Consider the following 22,796-nt stretch of genomic DNA (forward strand, 5'->3'; position numbering starts at 1 on the left):
ATGGATTGGTTAAAAAGAATTTTCGGCTTAGATAAACCGGCCGATGCCGCTCGTGCGATCGCAGGTAAAGCCGCTGCTGCCGGTATTCCCCCCGAAAGAGTCGGATTAGACGGAAAATACGACGAAAGCGGCCTAGCTAAACGAGTAGTTTTAGCTTTTGACGAGACACCGGATTTAGCTGATGAAGACAAATTGTGGGTCGCTCAAACTGGTGGTAAGGTTGTACTAAAAGGCAAGGTTTCCAATCAGGCGACTTTAGATAAAATGGTGGCCATTGCCAGTAAAGTCCATGGGGCAACCAGCGTCGATACCAGTCAAGTAACTATTGGGTGAAGTCGAACGGCTATATTCCCCGCGAAAATTAACCACTAAAACCCAGAGGGTTTTTGCTAGGGTGGATAACTCCAAGACTGGCAATCGCCCTCAGCCGGCTGCTGTAAAATGGGAGGGATAGATACAACTCAGGAGAAAAGACCCCAGTGCCGTACAACCCCGCAGAAATCGAACAGAAATGGCAGAAGATTTGGCAGCAAATGGGATTGGACAAAACCCCAGAAAACGCCGATAAACCGAAATTTTACGCCCTCTCCATGTTCCCCTATCCATCGGGCAACCTGCACATGGGTCACGTTCGCAACTATACTATTACCGATGTGATTGCCCGTCTGAAAAGAATGCAGGGTTATCGCGTGCTGCATCCCATGGGGTGGGATGCTTTCGGATTACCCGCAGAAAATGCCGCCATTGAAAGGGGAGTTCCTCCGGCAAAATGGACTGATCAAAATATTGCCCAGATGAAACGGCAATTACAACAGTTAGGATTATCTATCGATTGGGAAAGAGAAGTTGCCACCTGTTCCCCAGAATATTATCGTTGGACCCAATGGCTATTTTTACAGTTTTTTGAATCAGGATTAGCCTACCAAAAAGAAGCGGCAGTGAATTGGGATCCTATCGATCAAACTGTCTTAGCAAATGAACAGGTAGATAGTGAAGGAAAATCTTGGCGATCGGGTGCTAAAGTAGAAAGAAAGTTACTCCGGCAATGGTTCCTAAAAATCACCGATTATGCCGAACAATTACTCACTGATTTAGATAAACTTACCGGTTGGCCAGAAAGGGTTAAAACCATGCAGGCGAACTGGATTGGTAAATCGGTAGGTGCTTATTTAGAATTTCCTCTTGTTAACTCCACAGAAAAAATTGCCGTTTTTACCACTCGTCCCGATACGGTTTATGGAGTCACTTATGTGGTACTTGCTCCCGAACATCCCTTAACTTTACAAGTTACCACTCCCGAACAAAAATCGGCCGTAGAAACTTTTATTCAAGAGATAGCCAGCGAAAGCGAATTAGAAAGAACCGCCGAAGATAAACCCAAACGCGGTATTAAAACCGGAGGAATGGCAATTAATCCTTTTACTGGTGAAGAAATTCCGATTTTAATTGCTGATTATGTCCTCTACGAATACGGGACGGGGGCAGTGATGGGAGTCCCGGCTCACGACAGTCGCGATTTTAAATTCGCTCAGGAAAATAACCTGCCAATTAAGATAGTTATTACTCCAGAAAGTGGCGAAATTGAGTTAAAAGAGGCCTATACAGAAGCTGGAATTATGATTAATTCCGCTCAATTTAATGGACTGAATTCCCAAGAAGGAAAAACCGCTATTATTGATTATGCCACTGCCCAAGGTTACGGCAAAGCTAGAATACAATATCGCCTCCGGGATTGGTTAATTTCCCGTCAAAGATATTGGGGTTGTCCGATTCCAGTTATCCACTGTCCTAACTGTGGAACCGTGCCAGTACCTATCGATAATTTACCCGTTACTTTACCAGAAAATGTCGAATTTAGCGGTCGAGGTGCTTCTCCTTTAGCCAAATTAGAAGACTGGGTAAATGTGGATTGTCCTCGCTGTGGAACTCCCGCAAAACGGGAAACCGACACCATGGATACTTTTATCGATTCTAGTTGGTATTTCCTCCGTTATACCGATGCTAAAAATGAAGATATACCCTTTCAATTCGAGAAGGTTAATGATTGGATGCCCGTGGATCAATACGTCGGAGGAATCGAACACGCTATCCTACATTTACTCTATTCTCGTTTCTTTACCAAAGTTTTAAGAGACCGAGGTTTAGTTAATGTCGATGAACCTTTTAACCGTCTATTAACCCAGGGAATGGTACAGGGATTAACCTACAAAAATCCCGAAACTGGCAAATATGTCCCCGCAGAAAATGTTATCTATAAAGAGGATAAATATTGCGATAAAGACACGGGAGAAGTTCTATCTTTCTTCTTTGAAAAAATGTCTAAGTCGAAATATAACGGCGTTGATCCTCTGAAAGTCCTCGAAAAATACGGGGCCGATACTGCCCGAATGTTTATACTTTTTACCGCACCCCCAGAAAAAGATTTACAGTGGGAAGATGCGGGGGTAGAAGGACAATTTCGCTTTCTTAATCGGGTGTGGCGTTTAGTCAGCGAATATATTGAAAATAAACCCAAGCAAGTCAAAAAAATAGAAACTTTCTCGAAAACTGACAAGGATTTAAGACGGGCAATTCACACCGCTATTAAAGAAATCTCCGAGGATTTAGAAGGAGATTATCAATTTAATACCGCCATTTCCGAATTGATGAAACTCAGTAACGCTTTAGGGGATAATAAATGTTTTGCATCCCCCATTTATCGGGAAGGAATCGAAACCCTATTAATCTTACTTTCCCTCTTTGCTCCCCATCTTAGCGAGGAATTATGGCAAGCTTTAGGTCATAGCCAATCAATTCACCTGCAACCCTGGCCAAAAGTTGATCCTACTGCCCTGATTGTGGACGAGATTACCCTTGTTATCCAAATTTTGGGAAAAACCAGAGGCACGATACAAGTTCCCGCTAGTGCCGATAAAAGCACCTTAGAAACCCTCGCCCTGGAATCAGAAATCGCCCAACGTTATTTAGAGGGTAAGGAAATCAAAAAAGTGATTGTTGTCCCGGGCAAATTAGTTAATTTTGTCGTGGTTTAAATGACAGCAATTATCACAATGGTAGGGAATTAATAACCTTTTCAGTTATCAGTAACCAGTCAGATTAAGTAGGTAGGCGTTAAAAATTATCAGATGCCTCCTTATTAAGGGGGATCCCCCCGCCTATCGGCACCCCCCTTATCAAGGGGGGCAGGGGGATCGAACCTAAAATCCATTTTTAATTTAATTATAACCAGCTACTTACAGCAATTCCAAATTCAGAATGTAGCAAGGAATACAGAATACAAAACGCTTTTGCCCTGTAGCTCCCCATCCAAAATCAAGAAGAATTAACGCGAGTAACAGGGATGGCCTCATCGAGCATAAAGTCTAAAAGGTGGTGCCAGCCTTCAAACAGCAGATACTTGGTTAAGCAAAGAACATCGTTAAAAAAGCCTCTGCGAGTCCCCCTTTGCATCCGAGCCCGTTGATAGCGTTCATCGACTAGATGCAGAACAGTATGAAATAAGAAAGCCAGGAGATTGAGGGTCAACAGAAAAGAGGACAAATGTTGCTGACCATGTCCAAAATTATGCTCCAAATGATAGCCCCGAGTTTTGAGCACATTGTGATTCTCATTTTCGGTTCGCCAACGGCTCCGTCCAGCAGCGCAGACCAGAATGACCCGTTGGGGAGTCAGGTCGTGGTTAGTAATCCAGCTATTGCGATAGAGAAGTTGACCATCCGACTCGCGCTTAACGGTCACCTCACACCAATTGACCAGTAAGGCGGGTTGTTGTTCGCGCAGGGGGACTTGATTGAGATAACGATAGTCCCAAATTTCAAAGTATCGCCCATTCCAACGTCGCTGTTGAGTGGTTTTGACTTCTTGATTAGCCTCCAGGAAAGAAACCCACTCATAGAGAGTCGGATGGGAGGACGGTAAACAGACAAAGATAAAGTTGAAATGGTGTTCCAAACAATATTCAGCCATCGGTTGGCGACTATAGAGGTCGTCGCCTAAGAGGGTGATGGGCTGGCCTTCAAACCAGGACGCATGGCTCGCTATCCAGCGTTTTGCCGCGTTTTGCTCACAGTCTTGTTTCTCACTGCCATCTTGAGGAGTGATAAATTCTGGTGGCAAGGAAATGACCGATTTTTGGTCAGGAGAGACAATTACAGGCAAAATAGCTTGATGGTGATAAGTTACCTTCCCCTGTTTCGAGGTGCGGGTTGAGCAACAAGGACAACTAATTTTCTCTGAATCATAGTACTGAGTCCCATCTAGGGCGACGAGTAAGTTGCCATCCAAGGCTGTAAACAGCCTCAAATAGCCTTGTTCTCTCAGACCTTGATAAATCCATTTGAACGGTGAAAAAAGAGGCTTTGCGGCTATTCTATCGAGAATATTCTTTATCTGTTCTATGGTCGGGATATTAACCAGACCAAACAGACTTTGAGCATTATCTCGTCCACAACGACTATTCAATTGACGCTGATATTCTAGAAAGGATTCATTTTGCATAAAGAAGCTAGCAAATGCCCCCAAGACCGCGTCTTTTAGACTGTAGCGAGTAGCATTGCTAGCACTGCGCGGGTCAACCATGCCAGCGATAGCCCTGTGGAAGTAGCTCAGCATCCCTATAAAACTCAAATCTTGGACTTCCATTCCTGCAAAACCCAATGGGCAACTCGTTCACTCTATTTTGAGGGACAGAAGCGAAATCAATTCTGTATCCTACACTACCGTTTGAATTTGGAATTGCTGAGCTACTTAACACTTTCTATCAAAAACTATCGATAGATGGTAAAATATACAATTAGCATTGTCTGTAAATAGGGTTTGCTGAATAAATATGAAATGTAGGCGAGGTAAGGACTTTAGGGCCTTTCTCGCAAAACCTTGCACCTGTTTTGCGAGAATCGTGGTTCAAAACCTTGCCTCTTCATCAGCGATCCCATCCTGTAGGGGCGAAGCATTCGGATAGGAAATCTAAGGTTTCAGCGATAGGTTATTGCCCGAATGCTTCGCCCCTACTTTTTCAGCAAACCCTAAATAAGAACAACCTATGAATATTGAATCAACTAAAGTAACCCCCGAAGAAATTGCCCAGTTTCGCGCTGAATTGGCAGATAATCTAAGTGCGATCGCTGCTTTGGATGCGATTGAAGAATGCGAAGGTTATCTTGAGGATGCTGTACCTTTACTGCTAATGCGAGAAACTGGTACAGAACCAGATAGATCTATTGGCGATTTACTCAAAAAATGTCGCCAATTTATCTGTCAAGAAGAAGTTAGAGAAGGCTTACAATCGGGTATGATTGCACCTTTTATAGAACCGATTTCTGTGAGTGCTGGTATTCCTGTTGGTGTAGCGACAGCTATCGGTATTTGTGCTTTTAAGTTGGGTATGAAAAAGGTTTGTGCTAATTCTGAAACTTAAATCCCTGTAGCGATAAAACCTGCCCAGTAATAAGGACTTATAAAAGGATGGGGTTGGCGTTGTTTTATTTGTTTCAATGATTGTTCATATCGTAGGCGTTGTCCTGGTCGCAGTTGGGCAAGATGTTTGTCTATTTGCGGCTGATATTGCTCCAGAAATTTGTCCAATTCCTCAATAGTTAAATTCTGTAACCAATTTTGTGCCATTTTCAAAGCAACTGGTACAGAAACTTGCTGATTCTCATCAAATAAAATCTCATATAATTTAATCATCAAGAAGGAGGTTGATAGGTCATCAACTGTCCATAAACTACTGACAACGCTGGGACTTCCCGCAAACAGAAAACCACTAGGTAAACCGATATATTCATCGCTGATAGAGTTTAAATCAATTAAGCCAGTTTCGCAAGCGGAAAGGGTGATAAGGCGACATTTATGCAAGCGTAGTTCAAAGATTTCGCCTAATGTTAGGGGTTCTTTATTGGCTAAGAATAAGGCGGATTCAAGGGGATTAGCTGGGTTAAAGCTTCCATGACAGGAGAAGTGATAACAGTGGTTATCTGAGGATTTGAGATGGGGAAGAACAGCGTTTTTAGTGGCGTTATCTTGGGCGATAACTTGAGGTTCAGTAAAGAAAGTTGAGAGGATATTAACTTCTAAGTCAGTGTAAGATAAGTCTTTAGTGGGGTTTTGAATAGCGAACAGTTTATTAAAGTCGGAATGGTGAGAAGTTTGGGAGATTTTTTGCAAGATTTGACAACTAGGGGCATATTGTACATCATACTTATCCTGTAAAATTTGGTTTTTGTTAATCGGGAAAGCGTGAATAGGGAGAATATGCAGATACACATGGGGAATAATAATTAAGCGTTGACAAGTATCGGGAATCAGGGCAAGAATATCATTAATATGCAGAATATCAGCAAAAGTCTGTAAGAGGTTAGATAGTTGATTTTTCCATTCTTGCTTGCCATTTTCGGAGTAGTAAAGTCGTCGATAATTATTGAATGTATCCAAGAATTGATTTTTATCATTTTCGGAAGATTGCCAAACTTTAACCTCTCCATCAGCAGACACGACAAAAGCGAGTATTTTCTCGAATGTAATGTACCATTGTAGCAGACAAGTTTCGGCATCAGTTAAAGCCTGAATCTCTGTAAATGGGATAGGCTCAACTTTTTGAGTGAGGCTAAAGAGAGGATCTTTAATTTCTCTTGCAATAAAATCATCTAAGTCTTGTTGATATTCTTTTAGATGACTATGATCTTGAACGTAGGGAGTTAGGTTATCACTACGCATTGAATTATGGTTAATGCTTTGATGTTGTAAGCGAATTTGTTCATTAACAACTCTTTGCTTTAATTCATTTAATTGGGCGATAATTTCTTGACTAACGCCTTGGGGTTGTAGGTTTTTCTGGGTCATTAATTCCACCAGATTACGCCCTTTACTGCGTTCGATATATTCTAATGCCTTCTCAGGCTGATTGAGGTTAAGATGGGCTTGCACAATACGATCAAAGACATCAATTTCATTGGATAAAACTTCTTGACGACTTTGAAGGGTTGATGCTTCTAAGCGGGCATTCTCTACGGCTTTAATAGCGATATGATAGGCTTCTGTGGCAGGTTGCCATTGTTTTTCGTCGTAATGTAAATTCGCTAAATTACGGGCAGTTTGTAAACAATTGAGAGGATCAGCTTCTTTTGTTCGTATTTTTAAAGCATTGTGATAATATGTGATCGCTTGTTGGAAATTCTGGGCTTTATCCCCTCTAATTCTGTCTGAGTAAGCATTAGCGAGATTATTTTGCGTAGTTGCCCAATTTAGAGGAAAAGCATTAAAAGTCCTTACTCTCAGGGATTCTTGGTAACAAGTAATTGCCTTTTCTAAGTTTTCATCTTTATTGTCTCTAACTCTTTTACAGTAAGCATTTCCCAGATTACTTTGTGTATCTGCCCAATCATGAGGGAATGCACCGAATGTTCTTACTTTTAGAGCTTCGATGTAAGCAGTGATCGCTTGTTCTAAATTCTCTGCTTTGTCCCCTCTAATTCTGTTTGAGTAAGTTATCCCCAAACTATTCTGCGTTTCTGCCCAATCTTTAGGAAATGAGTTAAAAGTTCTAACTTCCAACGCTTCTTTGTAATAATCAATCGCTATTTCTAAGTTATCAGACTTATTACCTCTAATTCGTTCATCATAAGCAACTGCAAGATTATGCTTTACCATTGCCCAATCTTTCGGAAATACCTCAAAAGTAAAAACTTTTAGAGCTTCTTGGTAACAAGTAATTGCTCTTTCTAAATTTTCGGACTTATCTCCTCTGATTCTGTTGCTGTAGGCTATCCCCAAATTATTCTGTGCCATAGCCCAGTCTTGAGGAAATGTATTAAACATCAATACTTTGAGAGCTTCTTGATAGTAAACGATTGCTTTTTCTAAATTTTGAGCTTTATCTCCTCTGATTCTGGCAGAGTAACTATTTCCTAAGCTACGTTGTATTATTGCCCAATCTTGAGGAAAAGCTTCTAATGTCAATACTTTGAGAGCTTCTTCGGAATAGTTGATCGCTTTTTCCAAATCTTCTGCTTTACTTTCTCTAATCCTATTACGATAAGCCATCCCCAGGTTGTTTTGTATTCTTGCCCAATCATAAGGAAAATTATTAAAAGTATAAACTTTTAGAGCCTCTGTGTAAGCAGCGATTGCCATTTCCAAATTGTCTGCTCTATCTCCTTCAATTCTCTCACCATAAGCCATTCCCAGATTGTTTTGTATTGTCGCCCAATCTTGAGGAAAAGCATCAAAGAGAAAAACTCGTAGAGCTTCTTCGCAATGAGTAATTGATTTTTCCACATTTTCTGCTTTGTTCCCTCGTATCCTTCTTGAGTAGCAAACAGCTAGATTATCTTGTGTTTTCGCCCAATCCAGTGGAAACAAATCAAAAGTTACAATTCGTAGAGCTTCTTCGCAATGAGTAATTGCCTTTTCTATATTTTCTGCTTTGTTTTCTCTGATTCTGTTTCGGTAAACAGTAGCCAAATTATTTTTTGTCCTTGCCCAATCAAGAGGATAATTATCTAACTTATAAACTTTGAGGGCTTCATGGCAATAAATTATCGCTTTTTCCAAATTGTCTGCTTTATCTCCTTTAATTCTCTCACTGTAAGCTATCGCCAGGTTGTTTTGTATTCTCGCCCAATCTTCAGGGAAATCATCAAAGGTAAAAACTCGTAGAGCATCTTTGCAATGAGTAATGGCATCTTCTAAATTCTGTTGTTTATTCCCTTTTATTCGATCTAAATATACAGCAGCTAAATTGTGTTTTGTTCCTGCCCAATCTATAGGAAAAGTATCGCAAGTGCGAATCTGTAAGGACAACTTGAAATAGTCAATAGCGTTCTCTAAGTTATCAGATTTATTCCCTTTTATTCTTTCACAGTAAGCTATTCCTAGTGAAGTTTGTACAGTTGACCATTTGGCAGGAAATTTATCACGGCTGTAGATTTTTAATGATTCTCGATAACAAATAATAGCATTTTCTATGTTCTCGGCTTTATCCCCTTTAATTCTCTGAAGATAAGTTTCGCCAAGATTAAACTGTCCCTGTGCATATTCACTAGATAAAGATTCAGAAGTATATACTTTTAAATACGACTGAAAACAAAAAATAGATATTTCTAAATTGTCTTTTTTTATTCCTTTAGTTCGCCAATAGTAAAGAGTTCCTAGTTGATTGTTTATGTTTGCCCACCTATATGGAAAGCGATCAAAAGTAAATACTTTTAGAGCGTTAGTATAAGCAGCAATTGCCATTTCCATATTTTCGACTTTATTACCCCTTATCCTATTACTGTAAGCACGACCCAGAGCATTGTTTATAGATGCCCAATCCTGCGGAAACTTTTCAAAAGAAAAGCCTTTAAGTGCTTCTATGTAAGCCTTAATTGCTTTTTCTAAATTTTCGGCTTTATCATCTTTAATTCTGTCAAGATAAACAGTGGCAAGATTACTTTGGGTCATTGCCCAATTTTGAGGATAAATATTAAAATTAAAGGCATTTAAAGCAATTTTGTAGCTAGCGATTACAATTTCTTTATTGGTAGCAATATTGCCACCAGAAAAACCTAGTATTATATTGCCAAAATTAACAATATCTTTGCCAAGAGAATAGGCTTGTTGTGTAGTTATGTTAGCCAATATTTGTTTTGACCAATTTTCTAAAACCATTATCAAATTTTCATCTAATTTATCCAGATTTTGCGATAAAAAAGGATAAATTAAATCGGGATTAGGATTGTCAGCGACTTTTTGTAAGACTTCCATCAAGAAATTAAGATAGTCTTGTTGATCAAATATTCCAATGTCTAGAGTTACTGCTTGTGACGATTGATCTACAAAAGTATCTTGCTGATTTATCGTTTTATTTTGAGAAGGAGAAGTTCTATTTGTTCCTTGCGGTACAAATTCCCAATTGTGTCCTAACTGGTGACAAAACAAGAAAATCTCCTCAGCTTTCATAGCTTCAACACTCGGTACAGGAAAATTCTGCTCCCCTAATTGTCGTGCAAAATTGCTTGCATCTGCTGAAGATTCAAATATTAATATTGTGTTTTTTTCTTGATTACTTATTGTATGAATTCCCTCATTATCTGTTCCAACATTATAGAGAAGAACATAAACAGTATGAGGCATTTGATCGAATGTTCCTGTTGATATACTCGAAGGTTCACTATCAAATAACCCTAACGCTTCCGCTAACTGTTGCGCCATATTCAGCAACCATCGCGCCTCATTTTCCCTTCCTGCATTCCCGTATTGTTGCGCTACTGCTACCATTACCTGTACCAACCCCTCATCCAGCAATTCCCGATTTTCCTGTAAGATTCGGGGTTCATCGCTATTATTGCAAGATAATAGCTGATTAATGAGGTTTAGGTAGGCTTGGGTGCGTTGTTCGTTCATGGCGTGGCGGCTGGGGAATTGATGGGTAGGGGCGAAGCATTCGGATAAAAAATCTAGGGTTTCAGTGATAGATTATGCACGAATGCTTCGCCCGTACAGGGATTTAATGAGGAGATTATCAGAATTGTATCACAGGGATAATAGGCGAAGGTTATTAGTTTATTGCCCGGGGTAGGGGCGAAGCATTCGGATAGAAAATCTAGGGTTTCAGTGATAGATTAGGCACGAATGCTTCGCCCGTACAGGGATTTAATGGGGAGATTATCAGAATTGTATCACAGGGATGATAGGCTAAGGTTATTTATTGTCTGGGGTAGGGGCGAAGCATTCGGATATAAAATCTAGGGTTTCAGCGATAGATTATGCACGAATGCTTCGCCCGTACAGGGATTGAATGGGGAGATTATCAGAATTGTATCACAGGGATGATAGGCTAAGGTTATTGTCTGGGGTAGGGGCGAAGCATTCGGATATAAAATCTAGGGTTTCAGCGATAGATTATGCACGAATGCTTCGCCCGTACAGGGATTGAATGGGGAGATTATCAGAATTGTATCACAGGGATGATAGGCTAAGGTTATTGTCTGGGGTAGGGGCGAAGCATTCGGATATAAAATCTAGGGTTTCAGTGATAGATTAGGCACGAATGCTTCGCCCGTACAGGGATTTAATGGGGAGATTATCAGAATTGTATCACAGGGATAATAGGCGAAGGTTATTAGTTTACTGCCCGGGGTAGGGGCGAAGCATTCGGATAGAAAATCTAGGGTTTCAGTGATAGATTAGGCACGAATGCTTCGCCCGTACAGGGATTTAATGGGGAGATTATCAGAATTGTATCACAGGGATGATAGGCTAAGGTTATTTATTGTCTGGGGTAGGGGCGAAGCATTCGGATAGAAAATCTAGGGTTTCAGTGATAGGTTATTGTCCGAATGCTTCGCCCGTACAGGGATTTAATGGGGAGATTATCAGAATTGTATCACAGGGATGATAGGCTAAGGTTATTAGTTTACTGCCCGGGGTAGGGGCGAAGCATTCGGATAGAAAATCTAGGGTTTCAGTGATAGATTAGGCACGAATGCTTCGCCCGTACAGGGATTTAATGGGGAGATTATCAGAATTGTATCACAGGGATGATAGGCGAAGGTTATTAGTTTATTGCCCGGGGTAGGGGCGAAGCATTCGGATAGAAAATCTAGGGTTTCAGCGATAGGTTATTGTCCGAATGCTTCGCCCGTACAGGGATTTAATGGGGAGATTATCATAATTGTATCACAGGGATAATAGGCGAAGGTTATTAGTTTATTGCCCGGGGTAGGGGCGAAGCATTCGGATAGAAAATCTAGGGTTTCAGTGATAGATTAGGCACGAATGCTTCGCCCGTACAGGGATTTAATGGGGAGATTATCAGAATTGTATCACAGGGATAATAGGCGAAGGTTATTAGTTTACTGCCCGGGGTAGGGGCGAAGCATTCGGATAGAAAATCTAGGGTTTCAGTGATAGATTAGGCACGAATGCTTCGCCCGTACAGGGATTTAATGGGGAGATTATCAGAATTGTATCACAGGGATGATAGGCGAAGGTTATTAGTTTATTGCCCGGGGTAGGGGCGAAGCATTCGGATATAAAATCTAGGGTTTCAGCGATAGGTTATTGTCCGAATGCTTCGCCCGTACAGGGATTTAATGGGGAGATTATCAGAATTGTATCACAGGGATGATAGGCTAAGGTTATTGTCTGGGGTAGGGGCGAAGCATTCGGATAGAAAATCTAGGGTTTCAGTGATAAGTTATTGTCCGAATGCTTCGCCCGTACAGGGATTTAATGGGGAGATTATCATAATTGTATCACAGGGATAATAGGCGAAGGTTATTAGTTTATTGCCCGGGGTAGGGGCGAAGCATTCGGATAGAAAATCTAGGGTTTCAGTGATAGATTAGGCACGAATGCTTCGCCCGTACAGGGATTTAATGGGGAGATTATCAGAATTGTATCACAGGGATAATAGGCGAAGGTTATTAGTTTACTGCCCGGGGTAGGGGCGAAGCATTCGGATAGAAAATCTAGGGTTTCAGTGATAGATTAGGCACGAATGCTTCGCCCGTACAGGGATTTAATGGGGAGATTATCAGAATTGTATCACAGGGATGATAGGCTAAGGTTATTTATTGTCTGGGGTAGGGGCGAAGCATTCGGATAGAAAATCTAGGGTTTCAGTGATAGATTATGCACGAATGCTTCGCCCGTACAGGGATTTAATGGAGAGATTATCATAATTGTATCACAGGGATAATAGGCTAAGGTTATTAGTTTATTGCCCGGGGTAGGGGCGAAGCATTCGGATAAAAAATTTAGGGTTTCAGCGATAGGTTATTGTCCGAATGCTTCGCCCGTACAGGTTATTTGCCCCTACATTGGCTTGAATTTATTAAGATTGTTTTCGTCTTGTTGCCAATTTTGCGGATTGTCAAGAATGTATTGCCGGATTTTTTGATAAGAATCTTCATTGCGAATGATATGTTCATAATAATTGCGATGCCAAACTTTCAGGCGATCACCACATAAAAAATTGATTTTACGAGTAGAAATTGATTTAAAATTCTGCACAATAGCCCCCAAAGATTCCGGCATTGTACCGTGAGGATATTGCGAATCGTGTGCAGCCTTTTCCAGAGCTTGATTTTGTATTACTATAATTCCATGAATATGATTGGGCATGACAATAAAAGTATCTAGTTCAATAAACTTAAAATGTAGAGGCAGTCTATACCATACTGCTTCAACAGTATCACCAAGTAAATTTTGCTCCATATTTCCTTCAACAATTTCGCCAAATAAATACTGCTTCTGATAAGAACAAATTGTTATATAATAAGCTCCATTAAGTCTATAATCATAGCCTTTCAAGCGAATAGATTGTCGATATTTTTTCAGTTCATTCATGGCATGGCGGATGGGAGATTGATGGGTAGGGGCGAAGCATTCGGATAAAAAATCTAGGATTTCAGTGATAGATTATGCACGAATGCTTCGCCCGTACAGGGATTGAATGGGGAGATTATCAGAATTGTATCACAGGGATGATAGCCGAAAAAAATCCTAGTCAATCAAACAATCAAAAAAATCATAATTTAGACACAATCATCGGTTAAAATAATAGTAATTTAGAATTAAGGATTGAGTTATGCCGCAACAAACCTGTGAAGCCGTCTTTGAAAATGGCGTTTTACGTCCTCTTGGTAATCTCCAACTCAATGAAGGACAGTGCGTTAAACTCACTATAGAATCGAATTCAATTTCCCAGGTTACTTGTCAAAAATGGTCAGAAACGGGTATAATCGCCCAGTTAACAGCAAATCCGATTAAAATTGAAGACTTCCATCCTCTTACCAGAGAAGAAGCGAATGAACGCTGGTTAATCTCAACCCTTCTTTATTGATTCTAATATTTGGCTGTATCGCTTCATTGTTAATTGTAGCGATCCTAATGCCATCCCTAAGCAACAAATAGCGACAAATATTACGAATCAAGGAAACTTGATAATTAGTACACAAGTTGTTAATGAGGTTTGCTCAAATTTAATCCGCAAAGCAGGGTTTAATAATTTACAGATTCAAAATCTACTTGAAGAATTTACCCAAGGGTGTGAAATCTTACCTGTCTCCCTCGAAACCCTTGAGTATGCCGTGAAATTACGAGATCGCTATTTAATTTCATTTTGGGATAGCCTGATTGTTGCTAGTGCAGTTTTAGGCGATGCAACTATTCTCTACTCAGAAGATATGCAAGATGGTTTAATTATCAATAATAGCTTACAGGTTATCAATCCCTTTAAAGATTTAAACTCTTAAAAAGATCATTGACGAGAACTATAGCGTTTGTTATAAAAATGAAATGTAAACTAATCTCGAAAAACTGCTTTTTCAGCTTCTTCTAAATCGTCATCACTGATCACAACATCTTTCCATAAACCTTTAATTTGAGTCTTATTGCGAGAACCTTCAAGTTGATGAATGACCGTTTTTTTTAAGGCTTCTAATTCTTCCTGAATGACTTGAATCCGAAGTAGAACATATTGACTCATGGCAAATAATACCCTTACTCTTTGATTTGATTTTTTAATACTGCATATTTTCTTGTATCACAGGGATGATAGCCGAGAGAAATCCTAGTCAGTCAAATTATCAAAAAAATCATAATTTAGACAGGATTGGGTGCGTTGTTCGTTCATGGGTTGAGATTGTTTTATAAAAGTTTTTTAAATTCTTCAATAGTTAATCCCGAACCTTTAATAATTGTTCCCATTGTATAGGCATTAATTGGATTAGCCCTTGGAATAGTGAGAATATGTTGTCCATCAGTCATGGTAATATGTTTTCCCTGTCGAACAATCTGAAATCCTGCTTTTTCAAAGGCTTTAATTGCTCGTTGATGATTAATTCCAGCAAGACTAGGCATGATTTAATTCAACTTCTACATAATAAGATTCGATCCCTTGATTTAATTCTGCAGCAACTTCTAAATAAGACTGAATTGCATCTTGAATATTATTGAGTGCTTCTTCTTTAGTTATCCCTTGAGAAGCACAACCGGGTAAACTAGGACACCAAACGGCATATCCCTCTTCTGTTTGTTTGAGATTGACTTGATATTGCATATTTTATCATCCCGTACTTAATTGAAAATTAGGCAGCACCTAATGAGGGTTGGATAGGATTGGGTGCTTTGTTCATTAATGGCGTGGCGGTTAATTCAATTATAAGCGATTCATCGGCGATCATCAAAGGTTGGGGATTGGTAGTAGGGTTGTCAAAAAGGCGATCGCACTGTATAATCTTGATTAATATATAAGCTAATTCTACTCACTTGAACTAAATCATCATGAATCAAAAACCGTACCAAGTAGAAGCATTTTGGGATCGAGAGGCGCAAGTGTGGGTAGCAGAGAGTGAAGATATTCCGGGATTAGTCACCGAAGCTGATACCATCGAAGCTTTAACAGCTAAATTACGACAGATAATTCCAGAATTATTACAACTCAATCATCTAATTACCATTGAACCTCAAAAAGCGATAACTTTTGAACTAATTAGTCATCGTCAAGAATCAATTGAGTGCGCTGTTTAGATGGCTACTTCTTTAACACCTGCATTAAAAAAAATGCTCTCAGCAGCCAGATGTTATTTTGAACGTCAAGGGAAAGGAGATCATGAAATTTGGTATAGTCCTCTGACATAAAGAAGATTTGTAGTTGATAATAGTATTAAATCACGCCATACTGCTAATGCAGTTTTGAAACAAGCCGGATTATCTAAAGCCTTTTGAACGCTGTGGAATCTTCATCCATATATAAGCTAATTCTACTCATAATTAGGAAGGAGAATAATGTAATGCTTCAAGGCGATCTGCTTCCGCAGCTTCGTCTGCAATTTCTGATTCTATTGTTTCTTTATTAGTATGATAGTAAGTCAAAGCATCATAAACCTGTGCCAAAGATAGATGAGGAATTTCATCGGCAATCTCTTCAGGGCTATATCCTAATTTATACCAGATCACTATTCTTCGTACAGTAACAGCAGTTCCCGCAATAATAGGACAACCTCCATGAATTTTGGGATCGCTTTTTATAAAAGTGCCAATATTGATCTCTGTTAACATAACTTTCTCTGATTCATTTTCAACTAATTAAACTACATAGGATTCTATGCGGCTCTTCTCGACTTTGTGTGATAATTTTTGCTTATGGAATCGTGAAATGCTTATCGGGCAAGACTTTTAGGGCTATTTTGCGGAAGAAAGTATCAGTATAGACCTCGTTTCCACACAGAAACCAGAAGAGCCTCTATGCTTTTATCACCATTTTAGCATAGCCTAAACATTGGTCGGGGTAGGGGCGAAGCATTCGGATAGGAAATCTAGGATTTTAGCGATAGGTTATGCCCAAATGCTTCGCCCGTACAGTGATTTTCTGCAATTGAGGAATAACTGTTGCACAAGGCGGTTCAAAGTGTAATTCCAAAGCTTCTTGAAGATTTATTACTTTCTTCTGGTGTCCCCTAGGTCTGCATACTGTAATTCTTGGGCTGCCCATTTCTCCATTTTTTTTGCTCACCTCCACCTTGATTCCTTCTTTCAAAACTATACCTATCAATCGTTTCCCCTTTTTTTAAGTTTCTTCTCTTTTTGTTAAGAAAGATCTGACTAATGGATAGGAGGACCGGACATTCAAGATAAATTTTCACAACTCGATCGCTACAACTATCTGGCCAAGAACTACAATAACCCTAGCATCTGTGTAAAAAAAGGCCTATCTATGCAACTTTCGCCCCAAGAAAAAGATAAATTACTCATTTTCACGGCGGCACTGCTCGCCGAAAGACGCAAAAATCGCGGGATCAAGTTAAATTATCCCGAAGCGATCGCCTATATTAGCGCCGCCATGCTCGAGGGTGCCAGGGAAGGTCGTAGCGTGGCTGAATTGATGAGTTACGGCACTACTTTATTAACTCGCGAGGAGGTAATGGAAGGTATCCCGGAAATGATTACGGAAGTGCAGATCGAAGCGACTTTTCCCGATGGTACTAAATTAGTTACCGTTCACAATCCCATTCACTAACAGGAGATTTTTAGCAGTTATGATTCCGGGAGAAATTATCACACCATCCGGGGAGATCGAGATTAATGTCGGTCGCGACACCCTGCGTATTTCTGTGGCTAATACAGGCGATCGACCGATTCAAGTGGGTTCCCACTATCATTTTTATGAAGTTAATCAGGCCCTGGAGTTTCAGCGCGAATTAACCAAAGGAACCCATCTGAATATTCCCGCGGGTACATCAGTTCGATTTGAACCGGGAGACACGAAAGAGGTGGAATTAGTTACCATCGCGGGAACTGAAGAAATTTATGGCTTTAATGGTTTAATTAATGGTTCCCTCAAGGGCAAGAAAAAGAAAAAGTAAGGCCTTAACGGAATCGCTCAATTATGGTAAAATCAAGGCAACGATAACTAATTCTTTCCAAGACTATGACGACGGTAAAAATTGGCATCATTGGCGGCAGTGGTTTGTATAAAATGGATGCCCTCAAGGATGTGCGGGAAGTATCCCTCGATACTCCTTTTGGTTCTCCTTCCGATGCTTTAATTCTCGGGACTTTAGAGGGAACAGAAGTTGCCTTTTTAGCGCGTCATGGCAGAAGTCACCATTTTTTACCGACCGAATTACCCTTTCGAGCTAATATTCACGCTCTCAAACAATTAGGGGTTGAATATATTATTTCCGCTTCGGCAGTTGGTTCCCTCAAAGCCGAAGTTAAACCCCTAGATTTAGTCATTCCCGATCAATTTATTGACAGAACTAAAGAGAGAATAGCGACTTTTTTTGGGGAAGGAATTGTTGCCCACGTGGCCTTTGGTGATCCCGTTTGTCCCCAATTAGCCAACATTTTAGGGGATGCCGTCGCCAGTTTAAACCTACCGGAAGTTACCTTGCATCGCGGCGGTACATACCTCTGTATGGAGGGGCCGGCTTTTTCTACTAAAGCGGAATCAAATCTCTATAGAAGTTGGGGGGCAACCGTCATCGGTATGACTAATTTAACTGAGGCAAAATTAGCCCGAGAAGCGGAAATTGCCTACGCTACCTTAGCTCTAGTTACCGATTACGATTGTTGGCATCCCGATCACGATCATGTCACGGTAGAAATGGTGATCGAAAATCTACACCATAACGCTATTAATGCCCAAAAAGTGATCCAGGAAACGGTGCGCCGTCTGGTAGCTAATCCTCCCGTTTCTGCCGCTCATTCTGCCCTTAAATACGCTATTCTTACCCGTCTAGATTCTGTTCCCGTCGCCACTAAAGAAAAATTAGCTCTCTTTCTGAAAAAATATCTTGAAGAAGTAGAGAAATAGCTGAGAAAAGTCGCCGTTAACGGAGGCAGGGGGCGGTCGGCAGAGGCCAAAAGGCAGACTTCGGCGTGAGCTTTTGTCGAACGCTTTATTCTCCCCACACCCCACACCCTGCCCCCACGAAAAACTTTTTGCCGCAGACCCTAGCTAGCTAGATATTCTCTAATGTTGGCCTTGCGTTTTCTTAATTTAGCGATCGCTTCTCGTTCGATCTGACGCACGCGTTCACGACTGATATTGAGTCGAACGCCAATTTTTGCTAGGGTGAGGGGCTGCCCATTATCTAAACCAAAACGCAGACAAATCACTTCTTTTTGTTGAGGAGTGAGGTCTGCCATCAGTTTTTCCAAATCCACTTGGAGGGAAGAATAGGCAGTGTAATCTTCGGGGGAAAGTCCCGTATCTTCCAAGAGTTCCCCTAATTCCGTGTCTTGATTGTCCCCCACCTTTAAGTCAAGGGAAAGGGGTTGACGGGACCTTTCCAAGTAGTCTCGCACCTGTTTGGGAGTTAGGTCTAATTCCTCGGCTAATTCGGCAATGGTGGCAGCGCGACCTTTATCTTGAGCTAGTTGACGCTGGGCTTTTTTGATTTTATTCAGTTTTTCGGTGATGTGGATGGGCAGACGGATGGTGCGACTTTTTTCTGCGATCGCCCGGGTGATAGCTTGGCGAATCCACCAATAGGCATAGGTGGAAAAGCGATAGCCTTTGGTGGGATCGAATTTTTCCACACCTCTTTGCATCCCAATGGTTCCCTCTTGGATGAGGTCTAATAGATCTAGATTGCGTTTTAGGTATTTTTTGGCGACGGAAACCACTAGACGCAGGTTCGCTTCTACCATCTTGCGTTTGGCGAAATCCCCTGCCCCTAATTCTCGACGCAGTTGTTCTTCACTAATTTCCGCCGCTTCTGACCACTGGCGATCGCTGGGATCGCTGCCGAGTTTAGCCCTTAGGGATTCTTTGATTTTTTCCAGAAAAATTAATCTTTGTACCTGTTTTGCGTAGAGAATTTCTTCTTCATGGCTGAGAAGGGGAACTCGGCCAATTTCTCTGAGATAGGCGCGAACTGGATCGGTGTGGTTTTTCGAGGTTTTCATGAGTGCGCGTCGGTTGAGGGTTGATATTCAGGGATTGATGGCGTTTTTCCGATTGCTTCCCCAGGGGCAGTTAAGGAGATGCTATCAGGGTTTCTTCTCGTTTTGTAAAGAGACAAGTAAGTGGTTACTCAAGGATAGAGAGAAATCCAATTGAGGATTTAATTGCCTCTATAGTTCTTTTTTTGGCTATATATAGATTTTATGGGCATAAATGGCGAGTAGTGACAAGCTTGTTTATTTAACTAATATTACAACAATTATTAAATAATGTAAAGTTTATGAGAAAAAAGAATATCCCTCTCAGGAACGCACCGATGAAGAGTAGGTTTGAGTATCCCTACTCATAGATTACCCAGAGGTTTCCAATCAGGATGCAATCTAGATGACAAAATGAGCAATTTGCTCCCCCCACCGATCGCTCTGCGATCGGTGAGGGGAGCAGGGAGTAGTCATACTAAATCCGTTGAGCAATTTTCGCCGGTATTGAACCCCTCAATGGTTCCGCTCCCCGCACTTTCCCCACCGGTGCGTTGCTGACGCTTAAGTGCTATTTTGGTTTAGTTTGGACGCTAATCGGACCATTAACCATGGTTTGACAGGCTAAACGATAATTTTCGGGTTTTTTCTTCAGACAGCGCTGCTCAAAGTCGGTTTTGGCTGAGAGATTTTCCAGACCCTCGACAATTGCCACTATACAAGTACCACACTGACCGTAACCGCCACAATTCATCAATTTACCGCCAAAAGTGTAGATATCAACGCCATTCTGGATTGCTTTCTCTCGTAAATTCGCCCCATCTGCCGCTACCACGATCTTATTCTCTTTGACGAAGTTGATGTTACCCATGACTGTCTTACCCTAAATTTTTGCAAATTAATATTAAAAAATATTAAATTTTTTTGATTGTAACATTTTTGGCTCGCTGTTCTAAATATTCGGCGATGGCAATAGCGATCGCTTTTTTACCGATAAATTTCCCCAATGCCGCTTTTGTGACCAAATAAGCCACCTGTTCCCCTTGATCGCCCTTTTCCTCGCCCCGATTAGCAATAACAGCCTGATAGCCCTTTTCTAGGCGTTTACGGGCGATTTCCAGTAACTCCTCCTGACTAACTCCCTCCTGATACTTGAAAGTCACCATCTCTAAATCGGGAAATTTTTCTCTCACCTTGTCAATCACTTTTTCCGTCGGCACAAAATTAAGATTTAACTGCCCACCACTGGGAATCTTAGCAGAAAAAGGACTTTCTAAGCGATAATCTGCCACTGCTGCCGAGAAAATCCCAAATTTATAATCTTTACTCTCTAATTCTCCCATAACCTTCCCTAGATACTCGTCATAAGTTTCAATAATTTCGTGGGGTAAATAAGCGGGGGGTGTATAGCTGCCGCGTCCGTGGATTAACTGCACCTTTGCCCCGCGCAGGTATAATTCTTCTGCAATAGCGACTCCTAACTGTCCGGTAAAACGATTGGTTAAACGACGGATATTATCGATAATCACGGGTGTGGGTCCACCAGTGACTAAAATCGGCATATTTTTCAGCACAGAATTACTGAGAATCCCACAGGCTGCCACGGTAATCTCTTTTTCCCCGGGGAGATTGTGCTTACCGTAATCATCCCGGGGTGGCATAATCTCGACTCCCCAGCGATCGAGAGTTTGCAAAGATTCGGTCAGAATAGCATTATGTAAACTGCCGTGCATGGTGGGGACGAGCAGAATTTTAGTTTTTCCCTTTTCCTGTCGTCCTAAGGCCGAGGCCAAGCATGAAGTGATCACTCCGTCAGCGATTCCGTAACGAAACTTATTAATCGTGTTATAGGTAGCGGGGGCGACTAAATAAAGATCAAAGGGAGATTGATCGCTTAAATGTTCTGCTTTTGCCGTTAATTGACTAACTACGGGATTAACCGTACTCCATTCCAAAGCTTCCTTAGTGACGTATCTTAAAGCTTCTTCTGAGACAAAAGCCACGACTGTAGCCCCGAATTTCCGCAAAGATCGGGCAATTAGCGGCGCTTTCATGGCCGCAATCCCTCCCGTTACCAGTAAAGCAATACGTTTACCCCAGAGATGATGACTCTCTAAGGGTACTTCGCGATCGCCTAAGTCCGAATCCGTCGGAGAAGAGAAATTCCAAGTCATAAATTTGGGGAAATGGGGAAATGGGGAAATGGGGGAATGGGGACATGGGTACATGGGTACATGGGGGAATGGGGACATGGGGGAATTCAACTAAAAAACCCCAAAACCCCAAAACCCTAAAATCTCAATACCCAACACCTTCTAACTGATAACTGATAACTGATCACTGATAACTGATCACTGATAACTGATTTGAAGATTTGTCTATCCCTGACCGAGAAACTGGTTATGCTAGTAAATAAAGGGTTGCTGTATTTCGGTGTTCTTATGATTGACAAAATTTTAACTAAAGTTCGATCGCTTGCCAAGCCGCTATTAGTTCTAGGATTAGTGACAACGCTGATTTTAGGTTCTATTCCCAGTGCTTTGGCGGCATCGGGGGGTAGAATGGGGGGCGGTAGTTTTCGCGCCCCTAGTCGCAGTATTAGCCCTTCTAGAGGTGGTGGTTACAGTTCCCCCGGTTACGGTGGGGGTATTGGTTTTCCCTTCCTCTTGCCCTTCTTTTGGGGTGGTGGTGGCGGTGGCTTAATTTCTCTGTTAATCTTTTTTGCTATTGCCAATTTCCTCGTTAATGCTTTCCGTAATGGTGGAGGCAGTGATGAAAACGGTATGGCTGTTGAACCGGGATATGAAACCGTCTCCGTGGCTAAAGTACAGGTGGGTTTGTTGGCTAATGCCCGTTATCTGCAACAAGAATTAAATCAAATCGCCCTAACAGTCGATACTAGCACCTCCGAGGGACGCGTCGAAGTCTTACAAGAATCGGCCCTGGCCCTGTTACGTCATCCGGAATACTGGGTTTATGGTAACGTCGATTGCCAACAAACCAGCCTCAGCAGTGCAGAAGCGAAGTTTAATCAGTGGTCTCTCAACGAACGCGGTAAACTAACGGCGGAAACCTTAACTAATTACAATAATCAACTGCGTCAAGGTTCTCAAGAAAATATTTTACCCGAATCGGCTGGGGAATTAGCTAAAAGCGCACCGGAAGGCTATATTTTGGTGACTATTTTAGCTGGCATCGTCGGTAAATTTTCCCTACCGAAAATTAATGATTCCCAAGACTTGAAACAGGCCCTGCAACAAATTGGTAGTATGGGAGGCGATCGACTTTTAGCGGTAGAAGTGATTTGGACTCCCCAAAGCGAGGGTGATATTCTCAGTCAAGACGACATTCTCGCCAATTATCCCGATCTGAAATTAGTGTAGTTTGTCGGGGGATAACCCTAGATATTGCCCAAAATC

At 41.3% G+C, this 22,796-nt stretch carries 22 protein-coding genes; 11 read left to right on the forward strand and 11 right to left on the reverse strand.

The window, feature by feature from the left end; all coding sequences use genetic code 11:
- Together VL20_RS24880 and leuS are read left to right on the forward strand one after the other, a co-directional pair.
- On the forward strand, positions 1–333 hold the full coding sequence (locus VL20_RS24880) for a BON domain-containing protein (protein WP_052278145.1): 333 nt from the start codon (positions 1–3) through the stop codon (positions 331–333).
- A gap of 146 nt (positions 334–479) precedes the next feature.
- Positions 480–3,032 carry a leucine--tRNA ligase gene (gene leuS, locus VL20_RS24885; protein WP_128575306.1) on the forward strand — a complete coding sequence of 851 codons (2,553 nt, stop codon included), beginning with the start codon at positions 480–482 and terminating at the stop codon, positions 3,030–3,032.
- Positions 3,033–3,312: 280 nt separating this feature from the next.
- Here the strand turns inward: leuS and VL20_RS24890 are convergent, their stop codons facing one another.
- The gene (locus VL20_RS24890; protein ID WP_052275264.1) at positions 3,313–4,641 is read right to left on the reverse strand and encodes a hypothetical protein; all 1,329 of its coding nucleotides are present in this window, start codon (positions 4,639–4,641) and stop codon (positions 3,313–3,315) included.
- Between the two features lie 400 nt (positions 4,642–5,041).
- On the opposite strand from VL20_RS24890, the gene VL20_RS24895 reads away from it, so the two are divergent.
- Entirely contained in the window at positions 5,042–5,416 is a 375-nt protein-coding gene (locus tag VL20_RS24895; RefSeq protein ID WP_052278146.1) for a hypothetical protein, read from the forward strand.
- Here VL20_RS24895 and VL20_RS30535 read toward each other — a convergent pair.
- Both VL20_RS30535 and VL20_RS24905 read right to left on the reverse strand, forming a co-directional pair.
- The gene (locus VL20_RS30535) at positions 5,413–10,383 is read right to left on the reverse strand and encodes a DUF3110 domain-containing protein (RefSeq protein WP_128575307.1); all 4,971 of its coding nucleotides are present in this window, start codon (positions 10,381–10,383) and stop codon (positions 5,413–5,415) included. The two genes, VL20_RS24895 and VL20_RS30535, sit on opposite strands and share 4 nt — an antisense overlap.
- A 2,415-nt stretch (positions 10,384–12,798) precedes the next feature.
- Positions 12,799–13,332 (reverse strand): transposase, encoded by a 534-nt coding sequence (locus VL20_RS24905; protein ID WP_052278147.1) that lies wholly within the window; start codon positions 13,330–13,332, stop codon positions 12,799–12,801.
- 74 nt (positions 13,333–13,406) lie between these two features.
- Between VL20_RS24905 and VL20_RS33320 the strand changes: the two genes are divergently transcribed.
- From VL20_RS33320 to VL20_RS30540, 3 genes are read left to right on the forward strand one after another with little or no spacing between them, the layout of a single operon-like run.
- A complete protein-coding gene (locus VL20_RS33320; protein ID WP_283160190.1) occupies positions 13,407–13,541 on the forward strand; it encodes a hypothetical protein in 135 nt (44 codons plus the stop codon).
- 32 nt (positions 13,542–13,573) lie between these two features.
- The gene (locus VL20_RS24910; protein WP_052278148.1) at positions 13,574–13,828 is read left to right on the forward strand and encodes an antitoxin family protein; all 255 of its coding nucleotides are present in this window, start codon (positions 13,574–13,576) and stop codon (positions 13,826–13,828) included.
- Complete coding sequence (locus tag VL20_RS30540; RefSeq protein ID WP_072927006.1) at positions 13,824–14,240, forward strand: PIN domain-containing protein; 417 nt, start codon at positions 13,824–13,826, stop codon at positions 14,238–14,240. Before VL20_RS24910 ends, VL20_RS30540 begins: the two co-directional genes overlap by 5 nt.
- Positions 14,241–14,290: 50 nt before the next feature.
- Here VL20_RS30540 and VL20_RS24920 read toward each other — a convergent pair whose 3' ends face one another.
- The 3 genes from VL20_RS24920 to VL20_RS24930 form a co-directional block, all read right to left on the reverse strand.
- Positions 14,291–14,473 (reverse strand): hypothetical protein, encoded by a 183-nt coding sequence (locus VL20_RS24920; protein WP_052278149.1) that lies wholly within the window; start codon positions 14,471–14,473, stop codon positions 14,291–14,293.
- A 161-nt stretch (positions 14,474–14,634) separates the two neighbouring features.
- Positions 14,635–14,847, reverse strand: a complete 213-nt coding sequence (locus VL20_RS24925) for a type II toxin-antitoxin system HicA family toxin (RefSeq protein ID WP_002732521.1) — start codon at positions 14,845–14,847, stop codon at positions 14,635–14,637.
- Positions 14,840–15,046 carry a type II toxin-antitoxin system HicB family antitoxin gene (locus VL20_RS24930; protein ID WP_002740526.1) on the reverse strand — a complete coding sequence of 69 codons (207 nt, stop codon included), beginning with the start codon at positions 15,044–15,046 and terminating at the stop codon, positions 14,840–14,842. The genes VL20_RS24925 and VL20_RS24930 overlap by 8 nt, the downstream gene beginning before the upstream one ends.
- Positions 15,047–15,270: 224 nt before the next feature.
- On the opposite strand from VL20_RS24930, the gene VL20_RS24935 reads away from it, so the two are divergent.
- Positions 15,271–15,516 (forward strand): DUF1902 domain-containing protein, encoded by a 246-nt coding sequence (locus VL20_RS24935; RefSeq protein WP_012267127.1) that lies wholly within the window; start codon positions 15,271–15,273, stop codon positions 15,514–15,516.
- A 243-nt stretch (positions 15,517–15,759) separates the two neighbouring features.
- On the opposite strand, the gene VL20_RS24940 is transcribed toward VL20_RS24935, so the two are convergent.
- Complete coding sequence (locus VL20_RS24940; RefSeq protein WP_052278150.1) at positions 15,760–16,047, reverse strand: DUF433 domain-containing protein; 288 nt, start codon at positions 16,045–16,047, stop codon at positions 15,760–15,762.
- A 265-nt stretch (positions 16,048–16,312) separates the two neighbouring features.
- Complete coding sequence (locus VL20_RS24945) at positions 16,313–16,525, reverse strand: hypothetical protein (RefSeq protein WP_128575308.1); 213 nt, start codon at positions 16,523–16,525, stop codon at positions 16,313–16,315.
- Between the two features lie 177 nt (positions 16,526–16,702).
- On the opposite strand from VL20_RS24945, the gene ureA reads away from it, so the two are divergent.
- The 3 genes from ureA (at position 16,703) to VL20_RS24960 (ending at position 18,304) form a co-directional block, all read left to right on the forward strand.
- Complete coding sequence (gene ureA / locus VL20_RS24950) at positions 16,703–17,005, forward strand: urease subunit gamma (protein ID WP_052278151.1); 303 nt, start codon at positions 16,703–16,705, stop codon at positions 17,003–17,005.
- Positions 17,006–17,024: 19 nt separating this feature from the next.
- Positions 17,025–17,351, forward strand: coding sequence for an urease subunit beta (locus VL20_RS24955; protein WP_002766755.1), 327 nt, complete (start codon positions 17,025–17,027; stop codon positions 17,349–17,351).
- A 65-nt stretch (positions 17,352–17,416) separates the two neighbouring features.
- Entirely contained in the window at positions 17,417–18,304 is an 888-nt protein-coding gene (locus VL20_RS24960) for an S-methyl-5'-thioadenosine phosphorylase (protein ID WP_052278152.1), read from the forward strand.
- A gap of 140 nt (positions 18,305–18,444) precedes the next feature.
- Here the strand turns inward: VL20_RS24960 and VL20_RS24965 are convergent, their stop codons facing one another.
- From VL20_RS24965 to VL20_RS24975, 3 genes are all read right to left on the reverse strand, one after another.
- The gene (locus tag VL20_RS24965) at positions 18,445–19,401 is read right to left on the reverse strand and encodes an RNA polymerase sigma factor, RpoD/SigA family (RefSeq protein WP_002766753.1); all 957 of its coding nucleotides are present in this window, start codon (positions 19,399–19,401) and stop codon (positions 18,445–18,447) included.
- 547 nt (positions 19,402–19,948) lie between these two features.
- Entirely contained in the window at positions 19,949–20,248 is a 300-nt protein-coding gene (locus tag VL20_RS24970) for a 2Fe-2S iron-sulfur cluster-binding protein (protein ID WP_002766752.1), read from the reverse strand.
- A 43-nt stretch (positions 20,249–20,291) separates the two neighbouring features.
- A complete protein-coding gene (locus VL20_RS24975) occupies positions 20,292–21,551 on the reverse strand; it encodes a phosphopantothenoylcysteine decarboxylase domain-containing protein (protein WP_052278574.1) in 1,260 nt (419 codons plus the stop codon).
- Between the two features lie 267 nt (positions 21,552–21,818).
- Between VL20_RS24975 and VL20_RS24980 the strand changes: the two genes are divergently transcribed.
- Complete coding sequence (locus tag VL20_RS24980; RefSeq protein WP_052278575.1) at positions 21,819–22,760, forward strand: DUF1517 domain-containing protein; 942 nt, start codon at positions 21,819–21,821, stop codon at positions 22,758–22,760.
- The last annotated feature ends 36 nt before the right edge of the window (positions 22,761–22,796 follow it).

The sequence above is a fragment of the Microcystis panniformis FACHB-1757 genome (genome assembly GCF_001264245.1).
GTDB classification, from domain to species: domain Bacteria; phylum Cyanobacteriota; class Cyanobacteriia; order Cyanobacteriales; family Microcystaceae; genus Microcystis; species Microcystis panniformis.